Below are 24,653 nucleotides of genomic sequence, written 5' to 3'. Positions count from 1 at the left end.
TTTCGGTTATCGTCCCTGCATGGACACGATCGCCGCCGGTTTCTGGGGCGCCTTCTTCTGCACGGCCACGATGATGCTGATCCTCTCGCTGGCCGCGTTCGTGCGTTCGCACCGGCGCGTGGCCCTGATGGCGGCGCTGACCTCGCTGGCCTCCGCCGGCTTCGTCGTCTCCTACCTCGGCTGGCTGCCGATCGAGGGCCCGCTGGAAGCGCGCGTGCTCGCGCACGTCGCCGTGGCCACCGCGGTGAGCCTGGGCCTGATGCTGACCTCCACGCTGGGCATGCTGCGGCAGCGCGCCGTGGGTCGCCGGGTGATCGCCGCGCTGGTGGGCGCCGGCCTCGCCGTCGTTGTCGCCGGCTGGGCCCTGGAGCCGGCCGAGGCGCTGGCGCTCAGCTCGATCACGGCCTTCGCCGTCGGTGCGGTGATGCTGGTGGTGGCGACGCGCGGCGCGCGGCGCGGGGACCGCGCCGGCTGGACCTTCGTCGCCGGCATCTTCTTCATGCTGGTGGCCATCGCCGGCCTGAGCTGGATCGCCCTGAGCCGCACGCACGCCTGGCCCGTCCATGCGATCAGCGCCGTGGCCGGCGCGGCCTACCTGAGCGTGGTGGCCGTCGTGCTGTGGGCCCGCTACTCCTACCTGCTGGAGCTCTCCGAGGTGATGGCCCACGGGCCCAACTACGATCCCGTCACGCGCATGCGCTCGCACAGCGAGACGGGCCAGATGGTGGGCGACGTGTTCTTCCGCCGCAACGCCGAGGCGCGCCCCATCGGGGTACTGGCGATCTGCGTGGCCAACCTCTACGCGCTGGAGAACCTGCACGGCCGCGCGGCCTTCAACCACGCCCTGTTCGTGTCGGCCGGCCGGCTGCGCCGCTGCGTGCCGGCCAACGTGGAGATGGGGCGCCTGGGCGAGGACGGCTTCCTGCTGCTGGTGCCGCACACGGACGACGTGCAGCGCCTGGGCCAGCTCGCACGCAACATCCGCGACCGCCTGATGCGGCCGGTCACGCTGAGCACCAGCCGCGATCCCGCCGGCCTCGAGGCCGGCGACACGAACTGGGTGGCGGACGTCGGCATCGGCGTGCTGGGCACCAGCACCCAGGTGCGGCCCTCGCAGGTGGTGGGCACCGCCCGGGCGATGGCCCGCACGGCCTGGAGCTACGCGAGCCGGCTGGCCTACTTCGACAAGGAGGCGGACCGGATCGCCGAACTGCTGCTGGACGAAACGGGCGTGCCCGAAACGCCCCACGCCTTCGCCGCCTGAGCGGCGCGCAGCCGGCGCGCCGGGCGCCGACGGCGGATAATCACGGGCTTTGCCCCGCGCCGTCTTGCCTTCCGCCCTGAACATCACCTTTCCCGAGAACCTTCCGGTTTCCGCCCGGCGCGACGAGATCATGGCCGCGATGGCGGCGCACCAGGTGGTGATCGTCTGCGGCGAAACCGGCTCGGGCAAGACCACCCAGCTGCCCAAGATCGCGCTGGCCATGGGCCGCGGCCGCATCAATGCGCCGGAGGGCAAGGGCCGCCTGATCGGCCACACGCAGCCGCGCCGCATCGCCGCCTCCAGCGTGGCCAAGCGCATCGCCCAGGAGCTGCAGACACCCCTGGGCGAGGTGGTCGGCTACAAGGTCCGCTTCACCGACCGGCTCGCCCGCGACGCCTCGGTCAAGCTGATGACCGACGGCATCCTGCTGGCCGAGACCCAGTCGGACCCGCTGCTCAAGGCCTACGACACCATCATCATCGACGAGGCCCACGAGCGCAGCCTCAACATCGACTTCCTCCTCGGCTACCTGCGCCAGCTGCTGCCCAGGCGCCCTGACCTGAAGGTGGTGGTGACCTCGGCGACGATCGACGCCGAGCGCTTCGCGCAGCATTTCGCCTCGAAGGAAGGGCCGGCGCCCGTGATCTACGTGTCGGGCCGCACCTTCCCGGTGGAGCAGCGCTGGCATCCGTTCGAGGAATCGCGCGACTACGACCTGAACGACGCGATCACCGATGGCGTGGACGAACTCTGGCGCGGCAACGCGCCCGGCGACATCCTCGTCTTCCTGCCCGGCGAGCGCGAGATCCGCGAGGCGGCGGACCACCTGCGCAAGCACCTCGCGCACGACCCGCTGACGCGCAACGCCGAAGTGCTGCCGCTGTTCGCGCGACTGTCGCAGGCGGAGCAGGACCGGGTGTTCGACACCCACGGCGGCCGGCGCATCGTGCTGGCCACCAACGTGGCCGAGACCTCGCTCACCGTGCCGGGCATCCGCTACGTGATCGACACCGGCACGGCGCGCGTGAAGCGCTACAGTTTCCGCAGCAAGGTGGAACAGCTGCTGGTGGAGCCGGTGAGCCAGGCGGCGGCCAACCAGCGCGCCGGCCGCTGCGGGCGGGTCGCCAACGGCATCTGCATCCGCCTGTACGACGAGCAGGACTTCACGGGCCGCCCGCGCTTCACCGACCCCGAGATCCTGCGCTCCTCGCTGGCCGGCGTGATCCTGCGCATGAAGTCGCTGCGCCTGGGGACGGTGGAGGACTTCCCCTTCATCGATCCGCCGTCGCGGCGCGCGATTGCCGACGGCTACGACCTGCTGGGCGAGCTGGGCGCGGTGGACGACGACAACGAGCTCACGCCGATGGGCGCGGAGCTGGCGCGCCTGCCGCTGGACCCGCGGGTGGGCCGCATGATCCTGGAGGCGCGCCAGCGCGGCGCGCTGCAGGAGGTGCTGGTGATCGCCTCGGCGCTGTCGCTGCAGGACGTGCGCGACCGGCCGATGGAACTGCAGGCCCAGGCCGACCAGCAGCATGCCAAGTTCGACGACGACAGGAGCGAGTTCTCCGGCTACCTGCGCCTGTGGCAATGGCTGGACGAAGCGCGCGGGGGGCACGGCAAGGAACATAAGCTCTCCAACCGGCAGTACGAGCAGCTGCTGCGCCAGAACTTCATCAACGTGCGGCGGGTGCGCGAATGGCGCGACGTCCACAGCCAGCTGCTGACGGTGGTGACGGAGCACAAGTGGCGCCTGAACGAGCAGCCCGCCAGCTACGAGCAGCTCCACAAGGCGATGCTCTCGGGCCTGCTCGGGAACATCGGCTTCAAGCTGGAGGACGACGAGGCCTACCTCGGCGCGCGCGGCATCAAGTTCTACCGGCATCCGGGCGCGCACCTGAGGAAGCGCCCGGGCCGCTGGATCGTGGTGGCCGAACTGGTGGAGACCACGCGCCTGTTCGGCCGCGGCATCGCCAACATCGAGCCGCAGTGGGTGGAGGAGGTGGCGGGCCACCTGCTGAAGAAGCAGCTGCTGGACCCGCACTGGGAGAAGAAGGCCGCCGAGGTCGTGGCGCTGGAGCGCGCGACGCTGTACGGCCTGGTGATCTACAGCGGCCGGCGCGTGCCTTTCGCGCGCGCGGACCTGCAGGGCGCGCGCGACATCTTCATCCGCGAGGGCCTGGTGGCCGGCGAATGGGAGACGCGGCTGCCCTTCCTGGCGGCCAACCAGAAGCAGATCCGCCAGGTCGAGGAGCTGGAGCACAAGTCGCGCCGGCAGGACGTGCTGGTGGACGAGGAACTGATCTACGCCTTCTACGACCAGCAGGTCCCCAAGGACGTCTACAGCGGCGCGACCTTCGAGGGCTGGTACCGCGAGGCGAGCCGAGGCCATCCGGACCTGCTGAAGCTCTCGCGCGACGAGCTGATGCGGCACGAGGCCGCGGGCATCACGAGCAATGCCTTCCCCAGGACGGTGAAGCTGGGAGGCGTGGACTGCTCGGCGACCTACCTGCACGAGCCGGGCGACCCGCGCGACGGCCTGACGGTGACGGTGCCTCTGTTCGTCCTGAACCAGGTGAGCGAGGAGCGCTCGGAGTGGCTGGTGCCGGGCATGCTGAAGGACAAGATCCAGGCGCTGCTGAAAAGCCTGCCGCAAAAGCCGCGCTCGCGCTTCGTGCCGCTGCCGGAATCGGCCGCGCGCCTGGCGGAGGTGCTCTCGGACCCGATGCGGTTCGGCAGCGGCAGCCTCACCGATGCCTTGCTGAAGCAGGTGCGCGAGGCGACCAGCCTGGACGTCAAGCGCACGGACTTCAAGCTGGACATGGTGCCCGCGCACCTGTTCATGAACATCCGCGTGGCGGACGAACACGGGCGGCAGCTCGGGATGGGGCGCAACCTCGGAGCCTTGAAGGCGGAGTGGGGGGCAAAGGCGCGCGGGGCTTTCCAGGCGCTCGCGGGCCTGAAGGCGGGGGCTTTACCCTCCCCCTCCGGGGGAGGGCAGGGTGGGGGCGCTCCGGCGCAAGGTCGTGGCGCTGGCGACCGGGAGCGCCCCCCTCCCGGCCTCCCCCCGGAGGGGGGAGGAGCGAAGGCAGCCGATGCGGAACGGCGGTACACCGCCTGGACCTTCGGCGAACTGCCCGAGTTGATGGAAGTCCGCAAGGGCGGCACCAGCCTGGTCGGCTTCCCCGCGCTGATCGACAAGGGCGACGCGGTGACCATCGAGGTCTTCGACGAGCCCGAAGTCGCGGCCGCGCGCCACCGCGCCGGGCTGCGGCGGCTGTTCGCGTTGAACCTGCGCGAGGCGCTGAAGTACGTCGAGAAGAACATCCCCGAGCTGCAGAAGATGGCCGTGGCCTTCATGCCGCTGGGCACGCAGGAGGAGCTGCGCGACCAGGTCATCGAGGTGGCCCTGGACCGCGCCTTCCTGCAGGACCCGCTGCCGGCCGCCGCGCCGGACTTCCAGCGCCGGCTCGACGAAGGCCGCGGCCGCCTGACCCTGATCGCCAACGAGGTGGCCCGCCTGGCCGCCATCGTCCTCGCGGACTACGCGGCGGCCGCGCGCAAGATCAAGGACACGAAGAACCAGCCCGACGCCACGGCGGATGCTTCGCAGCAGCTGCAGCGGCTGGTGCCCAGGCGCTTCCTGGCGAGCACGCCGTGGACGCGGCTGCAGCACCTGCCGCGCTACCTGAAGGCGATCGTGCTGCGGCTGGACAAGCTGCGGGCCGACCCGGCGCGCGATGCCGCCCGGCTGGCCGAGCTCAAGCCGCTGGAGCAACGCTACTGGCGGCTCGTGGCCGAGCGCAAGGGCGTGACGGACGAGAGGATGGAGGACTTCCGCTGGCTGCTGGAAGAGCTGCGGGTGAGCTTCTTCGCCCAGGAGCTGCGCACGCCCCAGCCCGTCAGCGTCAAGCGCCTGCAAAAGGCCTGGGAACAACTGAATGGTTGAGAGCAGGCCTCGGCAGAGGCTAACGTTTGCCCGCAGGGCACGTTAGGCCGGAGCCAAGGCCTGGGACCAGCTCCAGGGGTGAGCCGTGTGAACCTGCGTACGCGGTAAAAGCCCTTATACGCGCTGCCGCTGCCGGGCGTTACCGTGGCCCCTCCCTTGGGGAACGCACATGGATCGACGCAGCTTCCTGGAATGTTCCGCCGGCGCAGCCTGCCTGTCTGCCGGCATCGCGTCGTCCGCATGGGCGGCCGAGGCGAAGCGCAAGGACTACGCGCCCGCCCTGCTCGTGAACGAACGCGGCGATCCCCTGCACGCAGCCGACCTCAAGCCGCAGGCGAACTACGTCTTCCACTATCCCTTCGAGGCCACGCCGGTGTTCCTGCTGGACCTGGGCAAGCCCGTGCCCTCGCACGCGTTGAGCGTGCCGGACGGCGGCGCCTACAACTGGCCGGGCGGGGTGGGGCGCAACCGCAGCATCGTCGCCTTCTCGGCCATCTGCGCCCACCAGCTGGTGTACCCGACCAAGGACGTGAGCTTCATCAGCTTTCGCAAGACGCGGGCGCAGCGCGGGGTGCAGGACGGCCTGATCCACTGCTGCGCCGAGCACAGCCAGTACGACCCGGCCCGGGGCGCGGAAGTCCTGTCCGGGCCCGCGAAGCAGCCGCTGTGCGCCGTGCTGCTCACGCACGACGCCAAGGCCGACACGCTCACTGCCTATGCCACGCTGGGCGCGGAGCTGTTCGACGAGTTCTTCAAGAAGTACGAGATGAAGCTCAGTTTCGACGTCGGGCCCAAGGCGAGGAATGCGGTGGCGGGGCAGTCGGTGGTCAGTGCGCTGGAGAGGTTCTGCAAGAACCCGATCCAGTGCTAGCGCCCGCCCCCGCGGGGGTGACGCTTTTCAGAGCTTCGCCAGCCGCTGCAGCGCCGCGCGCAGCGTCTCGTCCTTCTTCGCGAAGCAGAAGCGCACCACCCGCTGGTCGAAGCCGCCGCCGTAGAACGCCGACAGCGGGATCGCGGCCACGCCGATCTCGCTCGTGAGCCACTTGCAGAACTCGTCCTCGCGCAGGTCGCTCACCTTCGAGATGTCGACGCACTGGAAGTACGTGCCCTCGCTGGGCAGCAGTTCGAAGCGCGTGCGCGCCAGGCCCTCGCGGAACAGGTCGCGCTTGCGCTGGTAGAAGGCCGGCAGCTGCAGGTAGGGCTCGGGCGAGGCCATGTAGCTCGCCAGCCCGTACTGCATCGGCGTGTTCACGGTGAACACGTTGAACTGGTGCACCTTGCGGAACTCCGCCGACAGCACCGCCGGCGCGGCGACATAGCCGATCTTCCAGCCGGTCACGTGGTAGGTCTTGCCGAAGCTGGAGACGATGAGCGAGCGCGCGGCCAGCCCCGGGAAGCGCGCCGCGCTCTGGTGCAGCTGGCCGTCGAACACCATGTGCTCGTAGACCTCGTCGCTGATCACGAAGACGTCGGTCGGCGCCAGCAGGTCCTGCAGCCTGAGCATCTCCTCGCGCGTCCAGACCGTGCCGCTCGGGTTGTGCGGCGAGTTGATCATGATCGCGCGCGTGCGGGGCGACAGGGCCGCGGCGATCCTGTCGAAGTCCGGGCGGAAGCTGTGCGGCACCAGCGGCACGCGCACGACGGTGCCGCCGGCCAGCTCGATGTTGGGCACGTAGCTGTCGTAGCACGGCTCCAGCACGATCACCTCGTCGCCCGGCTTCACGATGGCGAGCACCGCGGTGATGATGGCCTGCGTGGCGCCGGCCGTGATCGTGATCTCGGAGGCCGCGTCGTACTTGCGGCCGTAGAGCGCCTCCACTTTCGCCGCCACCGCCTCGCGCAGCGGCGCGATCCCGGTCATGGGCGGGTACTGGTTCAGGCCGGCGCGCATGGCTTCGGTGACGGCGTCGACCAGTTTCGGGTCGCACTCGAAATCCGGGAAGCCCTGGCCCAGGTTGACGGCGTTCTTCTCGGTGGCCAGCGCGGACATCACCGTGAAGATGGTGATCCCCATGGTGGGGAACTTGGTGGCGATCGGGGGCGTGCGTTCGATGGCAGGCATGGCGGTCACATGTCGTAGTCGTTGCCGTGGCCGCTCATCGCCTTGGCGATCAGGTTGCGGTCCAGGCGGTCGGGGGAAAGCAGTTCGGCGAAGCGGTAGACGAAGTTGCGCAGGTAGGCGCCGCGCTTGAAGGCGACCCGGGCCAGATTCTGGCCGAACAGCGTGCCCAGCGGCCGGGTGGCCAGGTCGTTGTTGCTGCCGTCGTCGCGCACGGCCATCTCGGCGACGATGCCGATGCCCAGGCCCAGGCGCACGTAGGTCTTGATCACGTCCGAATCGATCGCTTCCAGCGCGATGCGCGGCTGCAGCTTCTTCTGGGCGAAGGCGGTGTCGATCCGGGTGCGGCCGGTGAAGGACGGGTGGTAGGTCACCAGCGGCTCGGCCGCGATGTCCTCCAGCGTGATCCGTTCCTTCTTCGCCAGCGGGTGCCCCTGCGGCAGCACCAGCACGTGCTGCCACTCGTAGCAGGGCAGGGTGACCAGGTCCGGGTAGTCGCCCAGCGACTCGGTGGCGATGCCGATCTCCGCCGTCTCCTCCATCACCATCTTGGCCACCTGGTCGGGCGAGCCCTGGTGCAGGCTCACGCTGACCTTGGGATACAGCTCGCGCAGCTTGGCCACCGACAGAGGCAGCACGTAGCGCGCCTGGGTGTGCGTGGTGGCGATGGAGAGGGTGCCGCTGTCCTGCGCGCTGAACTGCTCGCCGATGCGCTTCAAGTTGCCCACCTCGCGCATGATCAGCTCGATGCTCTTGAGGACGTGCTGGCCGGGCTCGGTCACGCGCTTGAGGCGCTTGCCGTGGCGCGCGAAAATCTCGACCCCCAGCTCGTCCTCGAGCTCGATGATCGCCTTCGACACCCCCGGCTGGGAGGTGTGCAGCGCCTTGGCTGCTTCCGTCAGGTTGAGGTTCCGCCGCACCGCTTCCTGGACGAAGCGAAACTGATGCAGGTTCATGCCGAATTTCTTCTAAGAAAGAAATTCATTATGCCTTCGCTCGTTATTCCAGGGCAATCTTTGCGATGAGGTCCAGCACCCTGGCGTCTTCCCCCACGGCCTTCTGCAGCACGAACGCCACATGGGGATGGGAGGCTTGCAGGGTGCGCAGCAGCACCGGCAGGTCCTCGCGCGCGTGGCGGCCGGTGCCGAGGAACATCGGCAGGATGGTGACACGCTCGGCGCCGCCGGCGATCACGTCCGCGGCCGCCGTGGCGAGGTCGGGCGCGTCCAGTTCGAGGTAGGCGCAGCGCACGGCGACGTCCGGATGCTGGCTGCGCAGCCGGGCGGCCACCGTCTCCATCGGCAGCCGCCACAGCGGGTCCCGCGAGCCGTGGCCGAAGAGGATCACCGCACGTGCCATGTTCACCGCCGCAGCACCAGCCAGACGAAGGCGCCCAGCGACAGCAGCATGTACAGCAGGCCCGGCGCGCCCGCGGCGATCCACGGCACCCAGTTCTGCAGGTTGCCGACGTAGCCGAACACGTTGTTCAACAGGAAGAAGCTGATGCCGATCAGCACCCCGCCGAAGACGTAGCTGGTGATCCCGCCGGAGCGGAAATGCAGGTAGGCGAAGGGCAGCGCGAGCACCACCATCACCAGGCAGCTCAAGGGATAGAACACCTTGCGCCAGAACTCGATCTCGTAGCGCTGCGAGGTCTGCGAGTTGGCCTCCAGGTGCTGGATGTACTGGAACAGCGCGATGGTGCTCATGCGTTCCGGCTTGAGCAGCGCCACCGCCACCATCTCCTGCGTGATCTCGGTGGGCCAGCGCAGGGTGGGCAGCTTGATGTGCTGCACGCGCGAGGCGTCGCCGCTGCCGAACTCGGTGCGGTCCACGTTCTCCAGCACCCAGGCGCCGTCGTCGGCGAAGCTGCCCCGCGCGGCCTGCGTGAGGGAGACGAGGTAGCCGCGCGAGTCGCCCTCGAAGATGCGGATGCCCAGGAGCTGGCCCTCGGGCGAGAGCGACTTCACGTTGACGTTGTACGAGAAGTAGCGCTGCCGCTCCTTCAGCCAGGCGCCCGTGGTCCCCACCGACAGGGCGCCGTCCATGCGCGCCTTGAGCAGTTGCGCCGTGCGGTCGCTCAGGGGCGTGAGGTAGTCGCCGGTGAGCACGGTCAGCACCGTGAAGCCGAACCCGAGCAGCAGCAGGGCGCGCAGCGCCCGCCAGGGCCCCAGCCCGCTGGTGCGCAGGATCGTGTATTCCGAACTCTGGGCGAAACGCGCCATCACGAAGATGGTGCCGATCAGCACCGCGATCGGCAGCAGCTCGTACAGGTGGCTGGGCATGCGCAGGGCCACGTACAGCAGCGCCTGCGTCATGCGGTAAGGCTGGATGCCGCCCTTGCCCAGGTTGGGCAGTTCGTCGACGAAGTCGAAGAAGAAGAACAGCGCGAGGAAGCCGAGCGACACGAAGGCCACCGCCTGCACCACCTCGACGTAGATCAGCCGCCGGATCGTCTTCACGCGCCGCGCCCCCGCAGGCGGCGCAGCAGCGGCACGAAGCCCCAGTTGTTGTGCTGCTTGCCGAGCCACAGCAGCGCGGCGACGAAGGTCCCCCCGTGCAGCAGCAGCATGTAGGGCGCGAAGGGCACGCGGCCGGAGGCGATCCAGCTCTGGCCGAGGTTCAGCAGGTTGTAGTACACGACGAAGGCGAACAGGGCGAAGACGAGGTTGCCGCTGCGGCCCACCCGCGGGTTGACGCTGGAGACGGTGATGGCCAGCAGGATGAAGTTGAGCGCGGCCAGCGCGTTGCCGAGGCGCCAGGCCAGTTCGCCCTTGTTGCGCGGCGTGCGGTCGCGCACGAGTTCCAGCGTGGAGCGGGCCTTGGTGGGGCTTTCGTCCATGCTGGTGAGCGTGGTGCCCTTGACGCGGCTGCCGTGCAGCTCGAACTCGCTGATGCGCAGGCCCTCGCCGGCCAGCGAGTTCTCCAGCCGCTGGCCGTTGGACAGCAGCAGGAACTGGCTGTCGCCGATGGTCTCCACGCGGCCGCTGCGCGCGGACGTGACCGTCTCGCGGCCCTTTTCGCGGGTCGAGATGAAGATGTTGCGGCCCGACTTGTTGTCCGGCGTGTCCTTGTCCAGGAAGAACACGCGCTGGCCGCTGGCCGACTCCTGGAACTGGCCGGGCGCGACGCGCTCGAGGTCGCCGCGCTTGCCGTAGCGGTCCTTGAGTTCCTGCGTCTGCTGGTTGGCCCAGGGCCACACCACCAGCGACAGCAGCGCGATCACGGCCAGCACCGGCCAGGCGAAGCGGAACAGCGGCTTGACCAGCGAGGACAGGCCGCGGCCGGCGCTGAACCAGATCACCATCTCGCTGTCGCGGTACATGCGCGAGAGGGTGCCGACGATGGCGATGAACAGCGACAGCGTGAGGATGGTGGCGAGGTAACCGAGCACGGTGTAGCCCATCACCATCATCACTTCCTCGGGGTTCACGCTGCCGCGGTTGGCGAGGCTGAGGGTGCGGATCAGCGTCATCGTCACGATGATCGTGACCAGCACCACGAGCGAGGCGCCGAAACTGCGGGCCAGTTCCTTGCGAACGGTTGAATGGAATAACATCGGCGGCTGCGGGCGCGACACTCGCGTGGAACAACAACGGATTATGGACTTCGAACTCAAGACCCTGGACCTCGCGGGTGCGGCCGCGGAAAAGTGCGACGTGCTGGTGGTCCTCGTGCCCGAGAACTTCCAGGCCGGCAAGGACCCGGTTTCGGCCCTGGTGTCGGCCGCCCTGGCGGCCAAGGATCTCGAACCCAAGCCCGGCAAGCTGCTGCAGGCCTACCGCGCGCAGGGCATCGCGGCGCCGCGCGTGATCCTCGCCGGCGCGGGCGATGGCTCCGGCAAGCGGCTGCACAGCGCCGTGCAGGCTGCCGTCGCCTCGGTCAAGTCCTCGCCGGCCAGGCGCCTGGCGATCCTCGTGCCCCCGGGCAGCGGCGCCGACGGCGTGCGTGCCGCGGTCTGCGGCACGGCGGAAAGCAGCTATGTGTACATCACCACCAAGTCCAAGCCGGAGGCGCGCGAGTTGAAGAAGGTGGTGGTGTGCGTGGCCGACGCCGCCACCGATCGCGAAGCCTTCGTGCGCGCCCGTGCCGCGGCGGCCGGCATCGAATTCGCCCGCGAACTCGGCAACCTGCCGCCGAACTACGCCACCCCGACCCGCCTGGGCGAAGAGGCGACGAAGCTCGCCAAGGCGCACGGCTTCGGCGTCGAAGTGCTGGGCCCCAAGGAGGTCGCGCGCATCGGCATGGGCTCCTTCATGGGCGTGGCCAAGGGTTCGGCCGAGCCGCTGCGCTTCATCATCCTGCGCTACGAGGGCGGCGGCAAGGGCCAGGCGCCCATCGTGCTGGTGGGCAAGGGCATCACCTTCGACACCGGCGGCATCTCGATCAAGCCCTCGGCCGAGATGGACGAGATGAAGTTCGACATGGGCGGCGCGGCCAGCGTGCTCGGCACCTTCCGCGCCCTGGCCGAACTCAAGCCGCGCCTGAACGTGGTCGGCCTGATCCCGACCTGCGAGAACATGCCCGATGGCAGCGCGTACAAGCCCGGGGACATCCTCACGAGCCTCAGCGGCCAGACCATCGAAGTCCTGAACACCGACGCCGAGGGCCGGCTGATCCTGTGCGACGCGCTGACCTATGCGGAGCGCTTCAAGCCGCGCGCGGTGATCGACATCGCCACGCTCACCGGCGCCTGCGTGGTGGCCCTGGGCGGCGTGCGCAGCGGCCTGTTCGCCAGCGACGAGGACCTCGCGCAGCAACTGCAGCAGGCCGGCGAGGACGCCCTCGACCCGTGCTGGCGCCTGCCGCTGGACGAGGAATACGCCGAAGGCCTGAAGACCAACTTCGCCGACGTCGCCAACGTGGCGGGCCGCGCTGGCGGCGCCGTGGTGGCGGCCAAGTTCCTGCACCGCTTCACGCAGAACTATCCCTGGGCGCACCTGGACATCGCGGGTACCGCCTGGAAGGGCGGCAACAACAAGGGCTCGACCGGCCGGCCGGTCGGACTGCTGCTGGAATACCTGCTGGCGCAGTCCGCGACCGGCGCGCGCCCGGCCGGCAAGGACGCAGCCCCCGCCGCCAAGGGCAAGCCGTCGACCAAGGGCAAGAAGGGGCACGCCGCGGCGTGATCCCTGGCTCCTGCCCTCCAGCCCCTCGCCCCTGGGAATGACCGAGGTCGCCTTCCATTTCAACGTGCCGGACAAGCTCGCGTATGCCTGCCGGCTGGTGCGCAAGGCGACCGGCGCCGGTGCGCGCGTGGTGGTCACGGGCGAGCCGGAGCTGCTGCGCTGTCTCGATACCGAGCTGTGGACCTTCTCCCCGCTCGAATTCATCCCCCACGCCCATGCCGCTTCGGCGCCAGCGCAGGTGCTCGCCGCCTCGCCCGTGGTGCTGGCCGACGTGCCGCGCGGCACGCCGCACCAGGAGGTGCTGGTGAACCTGGGGGGGCCGGTGCCGGAGGGCTTCGAGCGATTCGAGCGCCTGATCGAGCTGGTGTCGCAGGACGAACCCGATCGCCTGCAGGCCCGCACGCGCTGGAAGCATTACTCCGATCGCGGCTATGCCATCACGCGGCACGACCTCGCCGGGCGGGAGGCGCGCTGATGGCCACGCGCATCCCCCCCAAGTTCGTGCCCACGCTGACCGAAGTGGTGCAGACCGGGCCCGCGCCGCTCGCTCCGGCGCTCGGCACGCTGCCCGCCCTGACGCAGGACCAGCTCGCCCAGCGCGTGCTGCAGCGGGTGGAACTGGCGCTCGACACGCGCCTGCGCGAGGCGATCGCCGCCGCGATCCTGGAGCACACCAGCGCGCTCACCCCCCTCTTGCGCGAGCGCGTGGAGAGCGTCGTGCGCGAAGTCGTGGCCGAAGCGCTCGCCGATGAAATGCAGGCACGTCAACGCGCGGCCGGCGCAAACGTTTGAGGTGAGGCAAGGTTTGCGTCGCGTGGGCGACGCGAAGCTAGCAATCCGCTGACGTCCTAGAGGTGTCCCTCTGGCCCGGGCCCGGGAATTGCGATATGGTCCGCGCCGTTGAGCGAACACAGTGGATCTCAACCATCACCCACACTGGAGGTTTCCATGCAATTCAAACTGAGATTGACGGTCGTCGTGGCGCTGGCTGCCGCATCCGGCATCGCGTCCGCGCAGGATCAGGTCGTCAAGATCGGTCACGTGGCGCCCATGTCGGGCCCGCAGGCCCACTATGGCAAGGACAACGAGAACGGCGTCCGCATGGCCATCGAGGATCTGAACACGCAGGGCGTCACGATCGGCGGCAAGAAGGTCAAGTTCGAGATCCAGGCCGAAGACGACGCCGCCGATCCGAAGCAGGGTACCGCCGCGGCCCAGAAGCTGTGCGACGCCAAGGTCGCCGGCGTGGTCGGCCACCTGAACTCGGGCACCACCATCCCCGCCTCGAAGGTCTACAACGACTGCGGCATCCCGCACGTCACCGGCGCGGCCACCAACCCCAACCTGACCAAGCCCGGCTACAACACCACGTACCGCATCATCGCCAACGACAACGCGCTGGGCGCGGCGCTGGCGCTGTATGCGGCCGACAAGCTCAAGCTCAAGACCGTCGCCATCATCGACGACCGCACGGCCTACGGCCAGGGCGTCGCCGAGGTGTTCAAGAAGACCGCCGAATCCAAGGGCATGAAGGTGGTGGAACAGCAGTTCACCAACGACAAGGCCACGGACTTCATGGCCATCCTGACCTCCATCAAGTCCAAGAACCCCGACGCGATCTTCTACGGCGGCATGGACGTCCAGGCCGGCCCGATGCTGCGCCAGATGGAGCAGCTGGGCCTGACCAAGGCGCGCTTCTTCGGCGGCGACGGCATCTGCACCGCCGAGATCGCCAAGCTGGCTGCCGGCGCCAAGACGCTGGACAACGTGGTCTGCGCCGAAGGCGGCGCCTCGCTGGACAAGATGCCCGGCGGCAAGGCCTGGAAGGACCGCTACGACAAGAAGTATCCGGGCCAGTTCCAGATCTACAGCCCGTACACGTACGACGCGACGTTCGTGCTGGTCGACGCGATGAAGCGCGCCAACTCCACGGACCCGAAGAAGTACATCCCGTTCCTGCAGAAGACGAACTACAAGGGCGTCACCGCCAACATCGTGTTCGAGAAGAACGGCGAGCTGAAGAACGCGGCCAGCACCCTGTACACGTACAAGGACGGCAAGAAGGCGGCGGTGCAGTAAGCACTGCGCACTTCGCGCGAAAGGCCGCCTCCGGGCGGCCTTTTTTCATGCGCATGCCGGCGCGCGGGAGTGCAAGCGCGGGTTCTGCTGATGCAGCGTAACGTGTTGTTTCGCCTCGGCTGGCCGCGCCGGACCGTGGGCCGTCGAACCGTGCTGATGGCACGCCGTCGCGCCGGCGCTTCAGTCCTGTAGGCGCCGGGGTTCTTTTCTTGTCGGTGCGCTCCTACAGGCCGCGCCAGCATTGGGTTTGCCGGGGGGTGGGCCTTCCTGTCGCGTTGAAGGCTTTTGGCGGAGGCGCTACCCTCCCAAGCTCTGTTGGCGTGCCAACAGTTGCTTACCTTTGGGGGATCACATGGAAGTTCTGGCGAAGCCGCCCACCGCTGAGCATCGAGACGGAGACTTGAGGCTGGTCTTGAAGGCGCTGTCTGCGTTCCGGCGCGGGGAGCAGGGGGTGTCCCTGCCCACCGAGTGGGACGGCCTGTTCGGCAAGATCGCGGCGGAGTTCAACGAGCTTTCGTCACAGACCTCCCGCACCCATCACAAGTTGCGCGCGGTCGCGAACGGTCCGCACAGCGGCTCGCGCGCGGGCCGCCGCGTGAACGACGACAAGCTCACCGGCTTCTGGCAGGAGAACGTCGCCAGCGTCAACCAGCTGCTGGACGAAGTGGAGCTCTCCGCCGACCGCACGCGCACGCTCCTGGGATCCCTGACGGAACTGAAGAAGGGCAACGTGCAGGCCGAACTGCCGCACGACTGGACCGGCCTGTTCGGCAAGGTGGCCGACTCCTTCAACGATGTCGTCTCCGAGAACGTGCGCATGTCGCAGGAACTCGCGCGCCTGTCGCGCGTGGTCGGCAAGGAAGGCAAGCTGAAGGAGCGCGCGGCCATGCCGGCGGCCGGCGGCTTCTGGCGCGACTCCGCCGAATCGATCAACTCGCTGATCTCCGACCTGGTGCACCCGACGTCCGAAGTGGCGCGCGTGATCGGCGCGGTGGCGCAGGGCGACCTGTCGAAGTCGATGGCGCTGGAGGCCGACGGCCGCGCGCTGGAAGGCGAATTCCTGCGCACCGCCATGACCATCAACAAGATGGTGCAGCAGCTGGGGACCTTCTCCGCCGAAGTGACGCGCGTGGCGCGCGAAGTGGGCACGGAAGGCAAGCTGGGCGGCCAGGCCGAAGTGCAGGGCGTGGCGGGTACGTGGAAAGACCTCACCGACTCGGTGAACTCCATGGCCGGCAACCTCACGGCGCAGGTGCGCAACATCGCGGAGGTGACCAAGGCGGTGGCCGCCGGTGACCTGTCCAAGAAGATCACCGTGGACGTGAAGGGCGAGATCCTGGAGTTGAAGAACACCATCAACACGATGGTGGACCAGCTGCGGTCCTTCGCCTCGGAAGTGACGCGGGTGGCGCGCGAAGTGGGTACCGAAGGCAAGCTGGGCGGCCAGGCCGACGTGCAGGGCGTGGCGGGTACCTGGAAGGACCTGACCGAGTCCGTGAACTTCATGGCCGGCAACCTGACCTCGCAGGTGCGCAACATCGCGGACGTGACCAAGGCGGTGGCCGCCGGTGACCTGTCCAAGAAGATCACCGTGGACGTGAAGGGCGAGATCCTGGAGCTGAAGAACACCATCAACACCATGGTGGACCAGCTGCGGTCCTTCGCCTCGGAAGTGACGCGCGTGGCGCGCGAAGTGGGTACCGAAGGCAAGCTGGGCGGCCAGGCCGACGTGCAGGGCGTGGCGGGCACCTGGAAGGACCTGACCGACTCCGTGAACTCGATGGCCGGCAACCTGACCGCTCAGGTGCGGAACATCGCGGACGTCACCAAGGCGGTGGCCGCCGGTGACCTCTCGAAGAAGATCACGGTGGACGTGAAGGGCGAGATCCTGGAGCTGAAGAACACCATCAACACGATGGTGGACCAGCTGCGATCGTTCGCCTCGGAAGTGACGCGGGTGGCGCGCGAAGTGGGTACCGAAGGCAAGCTGGGCGGCCAGGCCGACGTGCAAGGCGTGGCCGGCACCTGGAAGGACCTGACCGACTCGGTGAACTCCATGGCCGGCAACCTGACGGCGCAGGTGCGGAACATCGCGGAGGTGACGACCGCCGTGGCGGCTGGGGACCTCTCCAAGAAGATCACCGTGGACGTGAAGGGCGAGATCCTGGAGCTGAAGAACACCATCAACACGATGGTGGACCAGCTCTCCTCGTTCGCTTCGGAAGTGACGCGGGTGGCGCGCGAAGTGGGCACCGAAGGCAAGCTGGGCGGCCAGGCCGACGTGCAAGGCGTCGCGGGTACGTGGAAGGACCTGACCGAGTCGGTGAACTTCATGGCCGGCAACCTGACGTCCCAGGTGCGCAACATCGCCGACGTGACGAAGGCCGTGGCCGCCGGTGACCTGTCCAAGAAGATCACGGTGGACGTGAAGGGCGAGATCCTGGAACTGAAGAACACCATCAACACGATGGTGGACCAGCTCTCCTCGTTCGCTTCGGAGGTGACCCGGGTGGCCCGCGAAGTGGGCACCGAAGGCAAGCTGGGCGGCCAGGCCGACGTGCAGGGTGTGGCCGGCACCTGGAAGGACCTGACCGACTCGGTGAACTCGATGGCAGGCAACCTGACCGCCCAGGTGCGCAACATCGCGGACGTGACGAAGGCCGTGGCCGCCGGTGACCTGTCCAAGAAGATCACGGTGGACGTGAAGGGCGAGATCCTGGAGCTGAAGAACACCATCAACACGATGGTGGACCAGCTGCGCTCCTTCGCCTCGGAAGTGACGCGGGTGGCCCGCGAAGTGGGTACCGAAGGCAAGCTGGGCGGCCAGGCGGACGTGCAGGGCGTGGCCGGCACGTGGAAGGACCTCACCGACAACGTGAACTTCATGGCCGGCAACCTGACCTCTCAGGTGCGCAACATCGCCGACGTGACGAAGGCGGTGGCCGCCGGTGACCTGTCCAAGAAGATCACCGTGGACGTGAAGGGCGAGATCCTGGAGCTGAAGAACACCATCAACACGATGGTGGACCAGCTGCGTTCGTTCGCTTCCGAAGTGACGCGGGTGGCGCGCGAAGTGGGTACCGAGGGCAAGCTGGGGGGCCAGGCCGACGTGCAGGGCGTGGCGGGTACCTGGAAGGACCTGACCGATTCCGTGAACTCCATGGCCGGCAACCTGACGGCGCAGGTGCGGAACATCGCCGAGGTGACGACCGCCGTGGCGGCCGGCGACCTGTCCAAGAAGATCACGGTGGACGTGAAGGGCGAGATCCTGGAGCTGAAGAACACCATCAACACGATGGTGGACCAGCTGCGGTCCTTCGCCTCGGAAGTGACGCGCGTGGCGCGGGAAGTGGGCACCGAAGGCAAGCTGGGCGGCCAGGCCTACGTGCAGGGCGTGGCCGGCACCTGGAAGGACCTCACCGACAACGTGAACTTCATGGCGGGCAACCTCACGTCCCAAGTGCGGAACATCGCCGACGTGACCAAGGCCGTGGCCGCCGGCGACCTCTCCAAGAAGATCACCGTGGACGTGAAGGGCGAGATCCTGGAGCTGAAGAACACCATCAACACGATGGTGGACCAGCTCTCTTCCTTCGCCTCGGAAGTGACCCGGGTGGCGCGCGAAGTGGGCACCGAAGGCAAGCTGGGTGGCCAGGCCTACGTGCAGGGCGTGGCAGGCACCTGGAAGGACCTCACCGACAACGTGAACTTCATGGCCGGCAACCTGACCTCGCAGGTGCGCGGCATCGCCAAGGTGGTGACCGCCGTGGCCAACGGCGACCTCGAACAGAAGCTGACCGTGGAAGCCAAGGGCGAGATCGCCTCGCTGGCCGATACGATCAACTCGATGACCGACACGCTCGCGACCTTCGCCGACCAGGTGACCACCGTGGCGCGCGAAGTGGGCGTGGAAGGCAAGCTGGGCGGCCAGGCCAAGGTGCCGGGCGCCGCGGGCACCTGGAAGGGCCTGACGGAGAACGTGAACCAGCTGGCCGCCAACCTCACCACGCAGGTGCGAGCGATCGCCGAAGTGGCCACCGCCGTGACGCAGGGTGACCTGACGCGCTCCATCACCGTGGAAGCGCAGGGCGAAGTGGCCGCGCTGAAGGACACGATCAACGAGATGATCCGCAACCTGCGCGATACCACGCAGGTGAACACGGAGCAGGACTGGCTGAAGACCAACCTGGCCAAGTTCTCGCGCATGCTGCAGGGCCAGCGCGACCTCGTGGCCGTGGGCCACCTGATCCTGTCCGAGCTGGCGCCCGTGGTGGGCGCGCAGCAGGCCGAGTTCTACGTGCTGCGCTACTCGCAGGAGCAGCCCAAGCTGCGCCTGATGGCCTCCTATGCCTCCGACGGCCACGGCGCCTACGGCAAGGAAGTCGACCTGGGGCAGGGCCTGGTCGGCCAGTGCGCCTTCGACAAGAAGAAGATCCTGCTGACCTCCAGCTTCCCCGAGGCACTGAAGATCGCTTCGGGCCTGACGGAGACCACGCCGCTGAACGTGCTGGTGCTGCCGATCATCTTCGAGGGCCAGGTGCGGGGCGTGATCGAACTCGCGTCGGTCGAGCGCTTCAACCCGACCCACCAGGCCTTCCTCGACCAGCTGACGGAATCGATCGGCATCGTGATCAACACGATCGAGGCCAACATGCGGACCGAAGACCTGCTGGCGCAGTCCCAGTCGCTGGCGCAGGAACTCCAGTCGCGCCAGGAAGAACTGCAGCAGACCAACGAGGAACTGCAGGAGAAGGCCCGGCTGCTCGCCCACCAGAACCAGGAGGTGGAGCGCAAGAACGCGGAAGTGGAGCAGGCGCGCCAGGCCCTGGAGGAAAAGGCCAAGCAGCTCGCGCTGACCTCCAAGTACAAGTCCGAGTTCCTGGCCAACATGTCGCACGAGCTGCGCACGCCGCTGAACTCGCTGCTGATCCTGTCCGACCAGCTGTGCAAGAACCCGGAAGGCAACCTCACGCCCAAGCAGGTGGAGTTCGCCAAGACGATCCACTCGTCCGGCAATGACCTGCTGATGCTGATCAACGACATCCTGGACCTGTCCAAGATCGAGTCCGGCACGGTGGTGGTGGACGTCAACGAGCTGCGCCTGTCCGACCTTCAGCTTTACGTGGAGCGCACCTTCCGCCACGTGGCCGAGGCGAAGAACGTGGACTTCACCGTCCGCACCGGCCTGAACCTGCCGGGCTCCATGGTCACGGACGCCAAGCGCCTGCAGCAGATCCTGAAGAACCTGCTGTCGAACGCCTTCAAGTTCACCCACCAGGGCCATGTCACGCTGACGGTGGACGAAGTGTTCGCGGGCTGGAGCTCCGACAACGAGGACCTGAACCGCGCGCAGCAGGTGCTGGCCTTCTCGGTCTCCGACACCGGCATCGGCATCTCGCCGGACAAGCAGCAGATCATCTTCGAGGCCTTCCAGCAGGCCGACGGCTCGACGAGCCGCAAGTACGGCGGCACGGGCCTGGGACTGGCCATCAGCCGCGAGCTGTCGAAGCTGCTGGGCGGCGAGATCCGCCTCGTCTCCGCGCCGGGGCAGGGCTCGACCTTCACGCTGTACCTGCCGCTGGTCTACATGGCCACGCGCACGGCGCGGCGGGTGTCGAGCGACTTCCGCGGCGACACGACGATCACCCCGGTGCCCAAGCGCCTGCCGAGCAGCCAGCCGCAGAACTCGCAGCCGGCGCCGCTGGCCGAGGAACTGCAGCCGGACGTGGTGGAAGTGCCCGTCGAGCCCGAGGAGGTATTCGCCGCCGACAACGTGGCCAACGACGACCGCGACAGCATCCACCAGGGCGACCAGGTGCTGCTGATCGTGGAGAACGACCTGGCCTTCGCGCGCTTCCTGCTGGATGCCGCCCGCGCCAAGGGCTTCAAGGGCCTGGTGACCACGGTCGGCGCCGGCGCGCTGACGCTGGCGAACCACCACAAGCCCTCCGCGGTGACGCTCGACATGCACCTGCCCGACATGGCCGGCTGGCGCGTGCTCGATCGCATCAAGCACGACCTGTCGCTGCGGCACGTGCCCGTTTGCGTGATCTCCACCGACGACAGCAAGGACCGGGCCTTCAAGTCCGGCGCGCTCGCCTTCCTGGAAAAGCCGATCCGCTCCAAGGAGGTGCTCGATGGCATGCTGGAGAAGCTCTACACGTATGTCGCGCGCAGCGAGAAGAACCTGCTGCTGGCGCTCGACGACGAGGAGGTGCGCAACGAACTGCTGGCCCAGATCGAGGGCGAGCAGATCGACGTGACGGTGGTCGCCAGCACGCAGCAGATGCTGCAGGCGCTCGACGAGGGCCGCTTCGACGCGATCGTGCTGGAAGACGGCTTCGGCGGCGGCGATCCGCGCGACCTGCGCCGCGCCCTCTCGGCCCAGGACAGCATCGGGCCCCTGCCGCTGGTCCTGTACCGCGGCGACAGCGGTGTGCACCATGCGTGGCACTCCGACGAGAGCCTGATCGTGCACGAGGTGAGCGGCGAGGCGCGCCTGTTCGACGCGGCGCTGATCGCGCTGCACAAGAGCCTGGCGCGGCTGCCGGAGGTCAAGCGCAACGTGATCGACAACGTCTACGAGTCCGCCAAGCCGCTGGCCGGCAAGCGCGTGCTCATCGTGGACGACGACATGCGCAACATCTTCGCCCTGGCCACCGTGCTGGAAGAGCACGGCATGGACATCGTCTGGGCCGACAACGGCCGCGAGGCCATCAACCGCGTGGCCAACGACCCGGGCATCCAGGTGGTGCTGATGGACATCATGATGCCGGAGATGGACGGCATGGCGACCATGAAGGAGATCCGCAAGCTCCCGCAGGGCCGCAATCTGCCTATGATCGCGGTCACCGCCAAGGCGATGAAGGGCGACCGCGAGAAGTGCATCGAGGCCGGCGCCTGGGACTACCTGGCCAAGCCGGTCAACACGCCGGACCTGCTGGCGGTGCTGCGGGCCTGGCTGCAACAGTGACCCTGGGGACAGACCACGGCCAAGCGTGCTCTGTCCCCGACTGATTGGACCGTTGGGAGTACCGGTGACGACGAACACTGCGAGTGCGCAGGAGGCCTCCGACAAGGTCAACATCCTGGTGGTGGACGACCTGCCGGAGAAGCACGTCGTGTTCAGCACGATCCTGGAGGAGCTCGACCAGAACATCGTGAATGCCCGGTCCGGGCAGGAGGCCCTGAAGTACATCCTCGAGATGGAGTTCGCGGTCATCCTGCTGGACGTGAACATGCCCGACATCGACGGCCTGGAGACGGCCAGCCTGATCCGGCAGTACAAGAAGTCCGCCCAGACCCCGATCGTGTTCATCACGGCCTACGTGGATGAACTGCAGGCCCGGCGCGGCTACGCGCTGGGCGCGGTCGACTACATCCCGTCGCCCGTGGTGCCGGAAGTGCTGCGCTCCAAGGTGCGGGTGTTCGTCGAGCTGTTCCGCATGAACCGCCAGCTGCAGAAGCAGGCGGCGCAACGCGAGGAGCTGGCGCGCTCGGAAGCCGCCCGCACGGCGGCGGAGGAGGCCATCCACCGGGCCGACTACCTGGCCGAGGCGAGCCAGGTGCTCTCGCGGTCGCTGAACATCGACGACACGATCGCGGCGATCCTGAACCTCGCCGTGCCCATGCTGGGCGACCGCGCGATCCTGGGCATCCCCGACAAGGACGGCGGCGTGCGCCGGCTGGAAATGCATCCGGCGCCGCGGGCGGACGATCCGGAGGTGTTCACGCCCGAACTGCGCGCCGCCGCCGACCAGGTGATCCGCGACAAGCAGTTCCGCCTGTGGAAGAAGGAGGGCCGCGCGGCCGCGATCTGCCCGCTCACGGCGGGCGACGAGATCCGCGGCGCCATCGCGCTGCTGGGCGACTCGGCCCAGTTCGATTCCGGCCATGTGTCGCTGATCCGCGAGTTCGCGAGCCGTGCCTCCATCGCGATGGAGAACGCGCGACTGTACTCCGCGGTGCAGGAGGCCGACCGGCGCAAGAACGAGTTCCTGGCGATGCTCGCCCACGAGCTGCGCAACCCGCTGGCGCCGATCCGCAACGCGGTGCACATCCTGGCCGCGGCGGAAGCGCTGCCGCCCAAGCTGGCCTGGGCGCGCGACGTGATCGGCCGGCAGGCGGACCACATGACGCGGCTCATCGAAGACCTGCTGGATGTCTCGCGCATCGTGCAGGGCAAGGTGACCGTCAAGCCGGAAAGGCTGCAGCTGGCCACGCTGATCGAGCGTTCGGTGGAGGCCAGCTCGCCGCGGCTGGGCCAGCGCGAACAGGTGCTGGACGTGATGCTGCCCAAGGAGGCGATCGAGATCGAGGGCGACGGCGTGCGCCTGTCGCAGGTGCTGTCCAACCTGGTCAACAACGCCAGCAAGTTCTCGCCGGTCAGGAGCCGCATCCGGCTGGAGGCGAGCTACTCCGAGGGCGAACTGCAGATCGCGGTGAAGGACGAGGGCGCGGGCATCGCGCCGGAGTTCCTGCCGCACATGTTCGAGCTGTTCGCGCAGGCGGACCAGTCGCTGGACCGCTCGCAGGGCGGCCTGGGCATCGGCCTCACGCTGGTCAAGCACCTGGTGGAGCTGCACGGCGGCCGCGTGTGGGCCACCAGCGAGGGGCTGGGGAAGGGCGCGCAGGTCTACCTGGCCCTGCCCGCGAAGCCCGCCACCGAACCCGCGCAGCCGCTGCCTTCGGTCACGCACAAGCCGGTGCAGAGTCGCGCGGGGGTCTCGCGGATCCTCGTGGTGGACGACCTGGCCGCCTCGGCCGAGACGCTCATGACGCTGCTGGAGATGGAAGGCTTCGAGGTGCGGGTGGCGCACGAAGGCCAGACCGCGCTGGAGATCGCGCGCGAGTTCAAGCCGCATGTCGTGCTGCTGGACATCGGCCTGCCGGGCATGAACGGCTTCGAGGTCGCGCATGGCCTGCGCAACCAGCCCGAGTCCCAGGATGCGCTGCTGATCGCGCTGACCGGCTACGGCGAGGCCGAAAGCCGCTCGCGCTCGGCCCAGGCCGGCTTCGACTTCCACATGGTCAAGCCCGCGGACGTGAACCTGCTGCTGACGATGCTGGCCGACCCCGACGAGGCCCGCAGCAAGGTGGCGGCGACGGCCTGAGGGCCCGCGCGTGCCTGCTACAATCGCGGGCTCTGCTGGAGAGGTGGATGAGCGGTTTAAGTCGCACGCCTGGAAAGCGTGTGAGGGTTAACAGCCCTCCGCGGGTTCGAATCCCGCCCTCTCCGCCAGACAAAGAAGGAAAACCCGCCCCCGGCGGGTTTTTTTGTTTCTCCATGACCTCCGGGGCGGCTGCGTGAAGAACATCGAGATTGTCGGCAGCGAAGACAACGCGGCGAGCGAGCTGTTCGCGGCCACGGAGGAGGAGTTCGCCGTGTTCTTCCGCCCGGGCGAGAACATCGTCTTCCTGGAGCGGCTGGCCCAGCACGTCCCCAAGGTGCAGCTGTACGCCACCCTTGCGCGCGTGCTCGCGCGGCCCGTCGTGCCCGGGCCGGGCATCGCCACCCACGGCGTGCTGTTCTACGAGAAGCGCCCCGGGGAGGGCAGCCTGCTCTGAGCCCGCCTCACTTTGCCCCGAGATTCCAGACCGAGAGCGCCAGCACGACGAAGCCGACCACGGCCAGGCCTGCGTGCCCGAGCATCAGGCCCATCGGCAGCTCGCGCTTCTCCCAGTGGTAGCGCAGGTTCAGGACAAGCCCGCCCAGCACGGCGACGAGCAGCAGGGCCAGGCCGCCCCAGCCGCCGCCGGGCATTCCGCTGGTCAGCCCGGCGTACAGGATCAGCGTCAGGCCCGAGGCCGCCAGGAGGCCGTGCACCATCGCGATGAAGCTGGGCGGGTGGGGGCGGCCGCTGAAGCGCATGCCGGCCATCAGCAGCCCGCCGAGCGCGGTGACGGCCAGCAGCAGGATCGCGGTGCGAAGCATGGTCTGTGCATCCATTTCGGCTCTCCTTGGGTTGCCTGACAGATGCCGTGAGCGGGAGCCCCGTTCCCCCGCCGGTCAGGCCGGACCCTCGGCGGGCGCTGACCCGCCGAGGGAGCGAACTGTCTAACTGTCTAAACCGTAATTGGACAATAAGACAGTTAGATTAGACATATCTGTAACCATCGAGACAGTCGTCTACGCAGAGGGGATCAGGTGGGCGTCGCCGATGTTTCTCCGAAGTA

16 protein-coding genes and 1 tRNA gene are annotated in these 24,653 nt (G+C 68.2%); 11 read left to right on the top strand and 6 right to left on the bottom strand.

What is annotated here, in order from left to right; all coding sequences use genetic code 11:
• Positions 1 to 19: 19 nt before the first annotated feature.
• From WG923_RS05450 to WG923_RS05440, 3 genes are all read left to right on the top strand, one after another.
• Positions 20 to 1,264, top strand: coding sequence for a sensor domain-containing diguanylate cyclase (locus tag WG923_RS05450; RefSeq protein ID WP_340349921.1), 1,245 nt, complete (start codon positions 20 to 22; stop codon positions 1,262 to 1,264).
• A 130-nt stretch (positions 1,265 to 1,394) separates the two neighbouring features.
• Positions 1,395 to 5,210 (top strand): ATP-dependent RNA helicase HrpA, encoded by a 3,816-nt coding sequence (gene hrpA, locus WG923_RS05445; protein WP_340350083.1) that lies wholly within the window; start codon positions 1,395 to 1,397, stop codon positions 5,208 to 5,210.
• Positions 5,211 to 5,379: 169 nt separating this feature from the next.
• A complete protein-coding gene (locus tag WG923_RS05440) occupies positions 5,380 to 6,081 on the top strand; it encodes a (2Fe-2S)-binding protein (RefSeq protein ID WP_340349920.1) in 702 nt (233 codons plus the stop codon).
• A gap of 27 nt (positions 6,082 to 6,108) precedes the next feature.
• Here the strand turns inward: WG923_RS05440 and WG923_RS05435 are convergent, their stop codons facing one another.
• From WG923_RS05435 to lptF, 5 genes are read right to left on the bottom strand one after another with little or no spacing between them, the layout of a single operon-like run.
• Positions 6,109 to 7,272, bottom strand: a complete 1,164-nt coding sequence (locus tag WG923_RS05435) for a pyridoxal phosphate-dependent aminotransferase (protein ID WP_340349919.1) — start codon at positions 7,270 to 7,272, stop codon at positions 6,109 to 6,111.
• A 5-nt stretch (positions 7,273 to 7,277) separates the two neighbouring features.
• Positions 7,278 to 8,225 carry a CysB family HTH-type transcriptional regulator gene (locus WG923_RS05430; RefSeq protein WP_340349918.1) on the bottom strand — a complete coding sequence of 316 codons (948 nt, stop codon included), beginning with the start codon at positions 8,223 to 8,225 and terminating at the stop codon, positions 7,278 to 7,280.
• 43 nt (positions 8,226 to 8,268) lie between these two features.
• Complete coding sequence (locus WG923_RS05425) at positions 8,269 to 8,628, bottom strand: sirohydrochlorin chelatase (protein WP_340349917.1); 360 nt, start codon at positions 8,626 to 8,628, stop codon at positions 8,269 to 8,271.
• Positions 8,629 to 8,630: 2 nt separating this feature from the next.
• Complete coding sequence (gene lptG / locus WG923_RS05420) at positions 8,631 to 9,731, bottom strand: LPS export ABC transporter permease LptG (RefSeq protein ID WP_340349916.1); 1,101 nt, start codon at positions 9,729 to 9,731, stop codon at positions 8,631 to 8,633.
• Positions 9,728 to 10,828 carry an LPS export ABC transporter permease LptF gene (gene lptF, locus WG923_RS05415; protein WP_340349915.1) on the bottom strand — a complete coding sequence of 367 codons (1,101 nt, stop codon included), beginning with the start codon at positions 10,826 to 10,828 and terminating at the stop codon, positions 9,728 to 9,730. Before lptF ends, lptG begins: the two co-directional genes overlap by 4 nt.
• Positions 10,829 to 10,871: 43 nt before the next feature.
• Here lptF and WG923_RS05410 point away from each other — a divergent pair, with 43 nt between their 5' ends.
• The 8 genes from WG923_RS05410 to WG923_RS05375 all read left to right on the top strand — a co-directional run bounded on the left by WG923_RS05410 (position 10,872) and on the right by WG923_RS05375 (position 24,044).
• The gene (locus WG923_RS05410) at positions 10,872 to 12,398 is read left to right on the top strand and encodes a leucyl aminopeptidase (protein WP_340349914.1); all 1,527 of its coding nucleotides are present in this window, start codon (positions 10,872 to 10,874) and stop codon (positions 12,396 to 12,398) included.
• A gap of 37 nt (positions 12,399 to 12,435) precedes the next feature.
• Positions 12,436 to 12,873 (top strand): DNA polymerase III subunit chi, encoded by a 438-nt coding sequence (locus WG923_RS05405; protein ID WP_340349913.1) that lies wholly within the window; start codon positions 12,436 to 12,438, stop codon positions 12,871 to 12,873.
• Positions 12,873 to 13,190 carry a hypothetical protein gene (locus WG923_RS05400; RefSeq protein ID WP_340349912.1) on the top strand — a complete coding sequence of 106 codons (318 nt, stop codon included), beginning with the start codon at positions 12,873 to 12,875 and terminating at the stop codon, positions 13,188 to 13,190. The genes WG923_RS05405 and WG923_RS05400 overlap by 1 nt, the downstream gene beginning before the upstream one ends.
• Before the next feature lie 156 nt (positions 13,191 to 13,346).
• A complete protein-coding gene (locus WG923_RS05395; protein ID WP_340349911.1) occupies positions 13,347 to 14,477 on the top strand; it encodes a branched-chain amino acid ABC transporter substrate-binding protein in 1,131 nt (376 codons plus the stop codon).
• Between the two features lie 817 nt (positions 14,478 to 15,294).
• Positions 15,295 to 21,450, top strand: a complete 6,156-nt coding sequence (locus WG923_RS05390) for a HAMP domain-containing protein (protein ID WP_445322899.1) — start codon at positions 15,295 to 15,297, stop codon at positions 21,448 to 21,450.
• 64 nt (positions 21,451 to 21,514) lie between these two features.
• Entirely contained in the window at positions 21,515 to 23,590 is a 2,076-nt protein-coding gene (locus WG923_RS05385; protein ID WP_340349910.1) for a hybrid sensor histidine kinase/response regulator, read from the top strand.
• Positions 23,591 to 23,627: 37 nt separating this feature from the next.
• Positions 23,628 to 23,718, top strand: a tRNA-Ser gene (locus WG923_RS05380).
• A 65-nt stretch (positions 23,719 to 23,783) separates the two neighbouring features.
• Complete coding sequence (locus WG923_RS05375) at positions 23,784 to 24,044, top strand: hypothetical protein (protein ID WP_340349909.1); 261 nt, start codon at positions 23,784 to 23,786, stop codon at positions 24,042 to 24,044.
• A gap of 7 nt (positions 24,045 to 24,051) precedes the next feature.
• Here the strand turns inward: WG923_RS05375 and WG923_RS05370 are convergent, their stop codons facing one another.
• On the bottom strand, positions 24,052 to 24,426 hold the full coding sequence (locus WG923_RS05370) for a hypothetical protein (protein ID WP_340349908.1): 375 nt from the start codon (positions 24,424 to 24,426) through the stop codon (positions 24,052 to 24,054).
• Positions 24,427 to 24,653: the final 227 nt, after the last annotated feature.

Source organism: Ramlibacter sp. AN1133 (assembly GCF_037890035.1).
Lineage (GTDB): Bacteria > Pseudomonadota > Gammaproteobacteria > Burkholderiales > Burkholderiaceae_C > Ramlibacter.
This window is presented reverse-complemented; position numbering and strand designations above follow the sequence as displayed.